Genomic DNA, 8,750 nt, shown 5'->3' on the forward strand with positions numbered 1-8,750 from the left:
GCACGCCCCGCGCGTACTTTAGCGCGCCCTCCCCTGCCCCCGTGCGCGCCGAAGCGCGAAGCGCCGACGACGAGGCCGCGCTCACGTACGCGCGGGGCGTGCTGGAGGCGGAGGCTCGCGCCATCCTGGGCGTCACGGACCGGCTGGGGGACGCGTTCCTGCGCGCGCTGAAGCTCGTGCGTGACTGTCCGGGTCAGGTGGTGGTGACGGGCATGGGGAAGGCGGGCCACATCGGCCAGAAGCTGTCCTCCACGCTCGCGTCCACCGGCATCCGCTCCGTGTTCCTCCACCCCGCGGAGGCCGTGCACGGCGACCTGGGCCGCGTGGGTACGGGCGACGTCATCCTCGCGCTGTCCAACAGCGGCAGCACGGAGGAACTCCTGCGCCTGCTGCCCCTGTTCAAGCGCATGGGCACGCCGGTGGTGGCGCTCACCGGGGACGCGGACAGCCCGCTCGCGAAGGGCGCGGAGGTGGTGCTGGACATCGGCCGCATCGAAGAAGCCTGCCCCATGGGGCTGGTGCCCACCGCGTCCACCGCCGCGCTGCACGCCGTGGGCGACGCGCTGGCGATGACGCTGCTGAGAAGCCGCCCCTTCGGCCGGGACGACTACGCGCTCCTGCACCCGGGAGGGAAGCTGGGGCGCTCCGTGCTGCGCGTCTTCGAGCTGATGCGCACGGGCCCCGCGAACCCGCTGGTGCTGGACACGGCGCGGCTGTCGCAGGCGGTGGTGGTGATGACCAACACGCCGGGCCGGCCGGGTGCCGCGTGCGTGGTGGACCGCGACGGGAAGCTGGAGGGCATCTTCACGGACGGCGATCTGCGCCGGCTGGTGGAGAAGGGCCACACGGACTTCGAGGTGCCGGTACGGCAGGTGATGGGCAAGCGCCCGCGCTGCATCACCCCGGACACGCTGGTGCTCACCGCCGCCACGCAGATGCGCGAGCTGAGGGTGGACCAGCTGCCCGTGGTGGACGTCGAGGGCCGCGCGGTGGGCCTGCTCGACGTCCAGGACCTGCTGGCCGCGAAGTTCGTTTAAGCCCCTCGGACATCCAGAGGCCTCGCCTCCGGACCGGTTCGGTTCCAACTGGTCCGACTGTCGGACCAGTTCGTGAGCGGCGCGTCCGGCGGGGGGCCCTGGCGGCGCGCTACTGCGACAGCTTTGCCTGGAGCGCGGCCTTGTTCGGGTAGTTGGGCACGTCCTGGGCCAGCTTCTCCCAGAGGGCCTTGGCGCCCTTCGCGTCGCCCTTGGCGAGCAGCGTGTCGCCCAGCTTCTCCACCGAGGCCGCGTCAGACTGGAGCGCTACGCTCCACACGCGCGCGCCCATGGGACGGCCCAGGCCGACGAGCGCCCAGGCCATGCCCGCCTTCGCGCGGCCGTTCTCCGGCTGGAAGGGCACCACGCGGGTGTAGTTGGCCAGGGCCTCCTGGAAGCGCCCGCGCGCCAGGTGCTCCTCGCCCTCCTCCACCAGCTTCGTGAGACCCGCCTCCAGCTCCGGCGTGCGCTCGGTGTTCTTCACCGCGTCCACCATCTCCGGCGTCAGCGGGCGCGGCGCGTCCGGCGGCATGGCGGCGGCCTGCGCGGTGGGCTGCGACAGACGCACCTGGCGGTCCGCGGCGCGCGACGCGAGCCACTTCTTCCGGCCGCCCATCTTCACCACCTCTTCGATGCGCGTGCTCAGCTCGCGGGCCATGGGCGCGCGCTGCGACTCCGGGTTCGCCGTCACCAGCGCGTCGAAGCCCTCACGCGCGGACTTGAGCGCCTGGAGGTCCTCGCCCTTCGTCTCGAAGAGCAGCGCGGAGTGCGCGTAGAGCGCCTCCTCGTGGCGGGGCTCCACCTCCAGCACGCGCGCGTACGCCTTCAGCGCGTTGGCGGGGTCACCGCCCAGGTACAGCGCGTTGCCGCGAACCACGTCCACGTCCAGCGCGGGAATCAGCGCGGCGCGAGCACACGCGGCGGCGCCCGCGGCATCCCCGGACTTCGCGCGGGCCTGCGCCACGGCCTCCATCGCGTCCAGCGGCTGGCCCGGCGTGAAACCGCAGTTCGCGGCCTCCGGGGGGGGGATGGCGGCCTTGCCCAGCTTCTTCCTCGACGCGAGGAACAGCGAGCGCAAGCCGTCCGCCTTGGCCTGCGCCTGGCCCAGGTAGGCCAGCGCCTCCGTGTTGCGGCCGTTCGTGTAGTAGAGCTTGCCCAGCGACGAGGCGATCTCGAAGGTCTTCTCGCGCTCGCGCAACCCTTCGGACGAGTCGAGCTGCTTCATCAGCTCCTCGGCGGAGGGCGGCATCTTGTTCGCGTCCACCGTGGGGTGGCCCGACGGCAGCGGCGTGCCCGGCGCCACGGGGGAGCCCGCGGGCATCGTGGGATGGCCGGGAGGCAGCGCGCCGTTCGCGGCGGACCCCATGCCCGCGCCCGTGGCGGGAGACGCCTGGGTGCCGGGCGGAATCGTGGGGTGGCCAGGAGGCAGGGGGGTGGGCTCGGCCGCGAGCAGCGCGGCCGTGGCCAGGACGAGGGACAGGCTCATAGTTCGTGGACGGGGAAACGGGCGCCCATGTCGGGCCAGTAGAGGGCCTCGCGCTTGCGGACGTCCTGGGGGGCGAGCTTCGCGAGCAACTCCTGCACCGACACGCCCAGCACCGGGTGGCGGACGTGGGGGGCCAGCTCCGCCAGGGGCTCCAGCGCGAAGCGGCGCTTGTGCAGTTCGAGGTGGGGCACCTGGAGGTTCGCGTCCGCGACGACGGAATGGTCCTCCTCGTCCCACAGGAGGATGTCCAGGTCGATGGTGCGCGGGCCCCAGCGCTGAATCCTGCGGCGGCCCAGGTCCTGCTCGATGCGCTGGAGGATGCACAACAGGCGCTGCGGCGTCAGGTCGCACTCCAACGCCACCACGGCGTTGAGGAAGCGTGGCTGCGCGGGACCCACCGGTGCGCTGTCGTAGAGGGAGGAACAACCCAGCACCGACACCGCGTCGATGCAGGACATCGCGGCGAGGGCGGCCACGAGGTGGGACTCGCGGTCGCCCTCATTGGAACCCAATCCTACATAGACGGTCGCACTCAAGGCTCCATCTCAACCGGGTTCACCAGGGTTCCGATTCCCTCCAGCTCCACCTCCACCGTGTCCCCCGCCTTGAGCGCGCCCACGCCCGAGGGCGTGCCCGTGCTCACCAGGTCGCCGGGCAGCAGCGTCATGACGTGGGAGATGAAGGAGACCAGGCGGGCGGGGCTGAACACCATGTCGGACGTCCGGCCATCCTGGCGCACCTGTCCGTTCACCCGGCACACCACCCGCAGGTCCGCGGGGGACAGGCCCGTGACGGCCCAGGGGCCCGCGCAGGCGAAGGTGTCGTAGCCCTTGGCGCGGGTGTGCTGGATCTCCCTGCGCTGGATGTCGCGCGCGGTGACGTCGTTGAAGGCGGTGAGCCCCCAGATGGCGCGCGCGGCGGTGGCCTCGTCGGCGTTCTTCAGGCGCTCACCGATGACGAGCGCCAGCTCCGCTTCGTAGTGCACTTCCTCACTCGCCTTGGGGAGACGGATGGGCGAGCCCGGGCCGTTGAGCGCGGTGGAGGGCTTGGTGAAGATGAGCGGCTCCGTGGGGATGGGCTTGCCCATCTCCTCCGCGTGCTTGCGGTAGTTCTGGCCGATGCAGACGACCTTCGACGCGTCCGAGGGCGTGAGCAGCGTGAGCCCCTTGAGCGAGCGGCGCAGGCCGGTCTCCTTGCCGCCGGCCCACGGCGCGGCGGTGAGCACCACCACCTCGTTGCCGTCGACGCGGCCGAAGCTGGCACGGCCCTCGACCTGGAAGCGGCAGTAGCGGGCGGTCATGTCTTCCCCTGGAGGCCGAGCACGTCGGCCATGTCATAGAGTCCCGGCGCACGGCCCGCCACCCAACGCGCGGCCCGCAGCGCCCCTTGCGCGAACTGATCACGGTTCGTCGCGCGGTGGGTGAGCTCGATGCGCTCGCCCTCGCCGAAGAAGTAAACCGTGTGCTCGCCCACCACGTCCCCGCCGCGCAGCGCCTGCACGCCAATCTCACCCGGCGGCCGGGCGCCCGTCTGCCCCTCGCGCGCGAAGGTGAGGTCGTCCTTCGTGCGGCCCAGCGCCTCCATCAGCACCTCCGCCAGCTTGAGCGCGGTGCCGCTGGGCGCGTCCTTCTTCATGCGGTGGTGCGCTTCCAGCACCTCCACGTCGAACGAGGGCCCCAGCACGCGCGCCAGCTCCGCGGCCATGCGGATGACCAGGTTCACGCCCACGGACATGTTGGGCGCCGCGACCATGGGCACGCGCTTCGCGTACTCCTGAAGCTGCGCGCGCCCTTCCGGCGTGAAGCCCGTGGTGCCCACCACCAGCGCCACGCCGCGCTCGGCGCAGATGCGCGCGTGCTGCAGCGTCGCTTCCGGACCGGTGAAGTCCACGACGACGTCCGCCTGCGCGCCGTCCAGCGCGCGGCCCAGGTCGTCCTGCGCGACGACCTCCAGCGGCGCGCCCAGCCGGGCCACGAGCCCCGCGTCCTGTCCGGAGAACGGGCTGCCCGGGCGCACCGTGGCGCCCACCACCGGGAGGTCGCTGGCGGCCTTCGCCAGGCGCACCAGCGTGCTGCCCATGCGGCCGGAGATGCCGGTGATGACGGTGCGGGTCATGGCGCGCTTTCCCTTCAACCCTTCAGCAGGCCCAGCCCGGACAGCTCTTCCTTGAGCTTCGCGGCGTTCGCCTCGCCCATGGGCACGAGCGGCAGCCGGACCTCCGGGCCGAACATGCCCATCAGGTGCAGCGCCCACTTCACCGGGATGGGGTTGGACTCCACGAAGAGCAGCCGGTGCAGCGCGTTCATCCGCACCTGGAGGCCGCGCGCCTTCGCGATGTCGTTGCCGCGCGCCGCCGCCACCAGGTCCGCCATCATGCGGGGCGCGACGTTGGAGGACACGGAGATGACGCCCTTGCCGCCGCACGCGATGAAGGGCAGCACCGTGAAGTCGTCGCCGGACAGGAGCGTCAGCCGGTCGCCGCACTTCTCCACCAGGTCCACCGCGCGGATGAGGTTCGCCGTGGCCTCCTTCAGCGCCACGACCTCCGGGATGTCACACAGCTTGAGCGCCGTCTCCGGCAGCAGGTCCACGCCCGTGCGGCCCGGCACGTTGTAGGCGACGAGCGGGAAGCCCGGGTGCGCCTTCGCGATGGCGCGGTAGTGCTCCACCAGGCCCTGCTGCGTGGGCTTGTTGTAGTAGGGCGTGACGATGAGCGCGCCGTCGGCGCCCACCTCGCGCGCGCGGCGCACGGACTCAATCGTCTCGCGCGTGCTGTTGCTGCCCGCGCCCGCCACCACCGGCACCCGGCCCTTCACCTCGTCCACGACGACGGCGATGGCGCGCGCGCGCTCGTCCGCGTCCATGGTGACGGCCTCGCCCGTGGTGCCCATGGGCAGCAGCACGTTCGTGCCGCCTTCCAGCTGGTAGCGCACCAGGGCCCGGAAGGCCCCCTCGTCCAGCACCCCTTCACGGAACGGAGTGGCCAGCGCCGTCATGGAGCCTTCGAAGGTCTTCATGCCGGCGCTTATACGTTCAGGCCCGCTCGCCGCGCCAGAGGTCCTCGACGCGCTCGCGCTCGCGTACGACACGCCAGGCCGCTCCGTCCACCAGCACCTCCGCCGGCCGGGGCCGCGAGTTGTAGGTGGAAGCCATGCTCATCCCATAAGCCCCGGCGCTCATGAAGGCATACAGGTCGTCCTGGCGGGGCAGCACCAGGGGGCGTGCTCGCGCGAGCACGTCGGTGGACTCGCACACCGGCCCCACGACGTCCACCTCCACGTCCCGGCCGCGGCGCTTCACCACCGGCTGGAACTCGTGGTGCGCTTCGTAGAGGGCCGGGCGCAGCAGGTCGTTCATGCCCGCGTCCACCACCACGAAGGTGCGCGCCTCGGTGGGCTTCCTGTACAGCACGCGCGTGAGCAGCACGCCCGCGTTGCCCACGAGCGACCGGCCCGGCTCCAGCAGCAGCGTGGCCCCCGTGCCCTCCGTCGCGAGCAGCACCGTGCGTGCGTACTCCTGGGCGCTGGGCGGCGTCTCATCCGAATAGGTGATGCCCAGCCCGCCGCCCACGTCCAGGTACTCCAGCGCGTGGCCCTGCGTCCTGAGCGTGCTGTAGAGGTCCGCCACCTTCGTGAGCGCGGCCTTCATGGGCGCGGTGCGCGTGAGCTGCGAACCGATGTGGCAGTCCAGCCCCAGCGCCTTGAGCCCCTTCAGCTTCTTCGCCTTCGCGTAGAGGGCGACGGCCTCCTCGAAGGGCACGCCGAACTTGGACGTCTTCAGGCCGGTGGAGATGTAGCGGTGCGTGCGCGCGTCCACGTCCGGGTTCACGCGCAGGGCGAACGGCGCGCGCTTGCCCAGCTTGCGCCCCACCGCATCCAGCGCCTCCAGCTCCTCCGCGCTCTCCACGTTGAAGAGCAGCAGGCCCTGGGCCAGCGCCTGGGCCATCTCGTCCGGCGTCTTGCCCACGCCCGCGAACACCGTCTTGCCCGGCTCGCCGCCGGCCTGCTTCACGCGCGCCAGCTCGCCGCCGGACACGATGTCGAAGCCGCTGCCCAGCCCCGCGAAGAGGCGCAGGATGGCCAGGTTGGAGTTGGCCTTCACCGAGTAGCAGATGAGGTGCTTCTGGCCCTGGAACGCCTCCGTCACCGCGCGGAAGCGCTCCGTGAGCGCGGCGGTGGCGTAGACGTAGGTGGGCGTGCCCACCGCGTCCGCGATGGCTGACAGGGGCACGCCTTCCGCGTGCAGCACGCCCTTCTTGTAGCCAAAGGCGCTCACTCGGGCTGCTCGGGCTGCTCGGGGTCCGTGGCGGACGGCGGCACCGTGGGGCCGGAGGGCTCGATGGGCCCACGCGGAGGCACCTGCGCGGGCACCGTCTCCGGTGTGGGCGCGGGCAGCGGGGCCGGACGGGGCGCGTGGGGGCTGCCCTTGATGCCGCACGCCACCAGCGCGAGCGTCAGGCTGGTGGCGGCGCACAGCCGGATGAGCGAGGAGCGCATGGGCTAGAACCGGATGGCCAGCATGCCGCGGATGGCGTGCGCGGTGCTGAGTTCCTGGCCCGGCAGGCCCATGTCCTTCAGGCCGTCCAGGGGGAAGAGGATGCCGTAGTCGATGCCCGCCACGAAGCCGTCCTCCGTGATGTAGCGTGCGCCGATGTCCGCCTCCAGGCCCAGGCTCTTGCTGGCGTAGGACGGCGTGGACTCCGCGTAGAACGCCTGCGAGTAGATGACGCTGCCGAAGACGTCGAAGCCCTCCGCGATGGAGTACTTCAGGCCCGGCCTCACGTAGAACGCGTCCGTGACGCCATTGAGGATGGACCGCCACAGGATGAGGTCCACGCGGTAGTCGCGGTTGAAGCGGAAGTTGCGGATGGCGTTGTCGCTGCAGCCGCCGGTGTCGCAGCTGTACTGACGGCCCTCCACGTCGCCCGGCGCGGTGTTGCCGTCCGAGCCCGTGCCCTGGCGGCCCGGGTAGTTGCCGAAGCCCGGCGCCTTGTCACCGGAGGCGAAGCCCACCTCGATGCCCAGGTGCAGCTTCTCCGGGATGACGTGGAACTCCGTCTGGAGCACGCCGCCGAACTGCGCGACGCGCAGCGACTGGGTGGTGGGGTCGTTGGCCGTGAGGGCGCGCCCGTCGATGTTGCCCAGCTGCGCGGCGAACTCCGCCTCGATGCGGAAGCTCTTCTCCGCGTACTTGAACCACAGGTCCGGGATGTACAGCGTGCCGCCGCGCGGGACGAACGCCGGCGAGGCGACGTTGATGGGGTTGGAGGGGTTGGCGGTGTCGAACGGAACGCCCGTCTCCGTCGTCGTGGCGTAGCGCTGCGTGCGGTAGGTGAAGTACAGGCCGTAGTTGAGGACGCCCTGGTTGTTGTCCAGCTTGGCCTTCTGCTGCTGGTCGGTGTCGCGCCGCGCGATGGCCAGCACCAGGCTGTGCGCGTCGTCGGACTGGGTGAGGTCCACCGGCTCGCCCAGGGCGTTGGCCTTCTCCGTGGACAGCCCCTCCGAGTTGAAGTCCAGCATGGGCGTCACGTACCAGCCGGCGAACGGCTCGGTGACGAACTGGATGCGGTCCACCGTGTCGCCGTAGTCGCAGTCCAGGCAGTTGCCGTCGTTGCGCAGCATGCCCAGGCCCCAGTGGCTGCCCATGCGGCCGAAGCGCAGGATGCCCACCGGCGTCGTGACTTCACCGTACGCGCGGCGGACGTGGACGGTGTCCTTGAACGCGCTGACGGCGGAGTTGGACGGGGACTGGTTCTCGGAGAAGAGCGTGAAGTTGTTGCGCCCATCCCCGCTGTAGGCGCTGTCCGGGTTGGAGCCCAGCAGGATGTTGTCCAGCGCGTCCACCTGCGCCTTGATGCGCACGTCCTCGGAGACGTTGAAGGACGGATCCAGCCGGAAGCGCATGTTGGCGCCCGCCTGGGTCTGCTCCGCGGCGGAGCGCGGCGAGCGCGTCCACAGCTGGCGGCCCAGGGGCGTGCCGGTGGGCAGCGCGGGCTTGCCCAGGTCGAACTTGTAGAAGAGCGTGGGGCGCACGCGCAGGTAGCCGTCCAGCGTGAACAGCTCCAGCTTGCGCTTCTCCTCCGTCCACTCCTCCTGCCAGTCGTTGTTGGCCACGGCCTGGGTGGCCGTCTGGGCGCGGATGTCCTCGCGCAGCTCCTGCCGCGTGGCCTCCAGGCGCTGCTCCAGCTCCTCGCGGCTGACGGAACCTTCGGAGGTGGGGGCGGGGGACTG

General features: G+C 71.4%; 9 protein-coding genes. 1 reads left to right on the plus strand and 8 read right to left on the minus strand.

The features are described 5' to 3' along the window. The first annotated feature begins 212 nt into the window (after nt 1–212). Nucleotides 213–1,037, plus strand: a complete 825-nt coding sequence (locus tag D7W81_RS36970) for a KpsF/GutQ family sugar-phosphate isomerase (protein ID WP_438503396.1) — start codon at nt 213–215, stop codon at nt 1,035–1,037. 109 nt (nt 1,038–1,146) lie between these two features. Here the strand turns inward: D7W81_RS36970 and D7W81_RS36975 are convergent, their stop codons facing one another. From D7W81_RS36975 to D7W81_RS37010, 8 genes are all read right to left on the minus strand, one after another. After that, the gene (locus D7W81_RS36975; protein ID WP_120560077.1) at nt 1,147–2,520 is read right to left on the minus strand and encodes a tetratricopeptide repeat protein; all 1,374 of its coding nucleotides are present in this window, start codon (nt 2,518–2,520) and stop codon (nt 1,147–1,149) included. Further along, nucleotides 2,517–3,056, minus strand: a complete 540-nt coding sequence (folK, locus tag D7W81_RS36980) for a 2-amino-4-hydroxy-6-hydroxymethyldihydropteridine diphosphokinase (protein ID WP_120560078.1) — start codon at nt 3,054–3,056, stop codon at nt 2,517–2,519. The genes D7W81_RS36975 and folK overlap by 4 nt, the downstream gene beginning before the upstream one ends. Next, nucleotides 3,053–3,820 carry a fumarylacetoacetate hydrolase family protein gene (locus D7W81_RS36985; protein WP_120560079.1) on the minus strand — a complete coding sequence of 256 codons (768 nt, stop codon included), beginning with the start codon at nt 3,818–3,820 and terminating at the stop codon, nt 3,053–3,055. The genes folK and D7W81_RS36985 overlap by 4 nt, the downstream gene beginning before the upstream one ends. Then, nucleotides 3,817–4,635 carry a 4-hydroxy-tetrahydrodipicolinate reductase gene (gene dapB / locus D7W81_RS36990; RefSeq protein ID WP_120560080.1) on the minus strand — a complete coding sequence of 273 codons (819 nt, stop codon included), beginning with the start codon at nt 4,633–4,635 and terminating at the stop codon, nt 3,817–3,819. The genes D7W81_RS36985 and dapB overlap by 4 nt, the downstream gene beginning before the upstream one ends. A gap of 14 nt (nt 4,636–4,649) precedes the next feature. Beyond that, nucleotides 4,650–5,537, minus strand: a complete 888-nt coding sequence (dapA, locus tag D7W81_RS36995; RefSeq protein WP_120560081.1) for a 4-hydroxy-tetrahydrodipicolinate synthase — start codon at nt 5,535–5,537, stop codon at nt 4,650–4,652. Between the two features lie 16 nt (nt 5,538–5,553). Then, the gene (lysA, locus tag D7W81_RS37000; RefSeq protein WP_120560082.1) at nt 5,554–6,795 is read right to left on the minus strand and encodes a diaminopimelate decarboxylase; all 1,242 of its coding nucleotides are present in this window, start codon (nt 6,793–6,795) and stop codon (nt 5,554–5,556) included. Further along, nucleotides 6,792–7,016: a hypothetical protein gene (locus D7W81_RS37005; protein ID WP_120560083.1), complete on the minus strand. Its 225-nt coding sequence runs from the start codon at nt 7,014–7,016 to the stop codon at nt 6,792–6,794. The genes lysA and D7W81_RS37005 overlap by 4 nt, the downstream gene beginning before the upstream one ends. Nucleotides 7,017–7,019: 3 nt before the next feature. Beyond that, nucleotides 7,020–8,750 (minus strand): TIGR04551 family protein (locus tag D7W81_RS37010; protein WP_120560084.1); only part of this gene is annotated, 1,731 nt, incomplete at its 5' end.

The organism is Corallococcus aberystwythensis (assembly GCF_003612165.1).
Taxonomy (GTDB): Bacteria; Myxococcota; Myxococcia; order Myxococcales; family Myxococcaceae; genus Corallococcus; species Corallococcus aberystwythensis.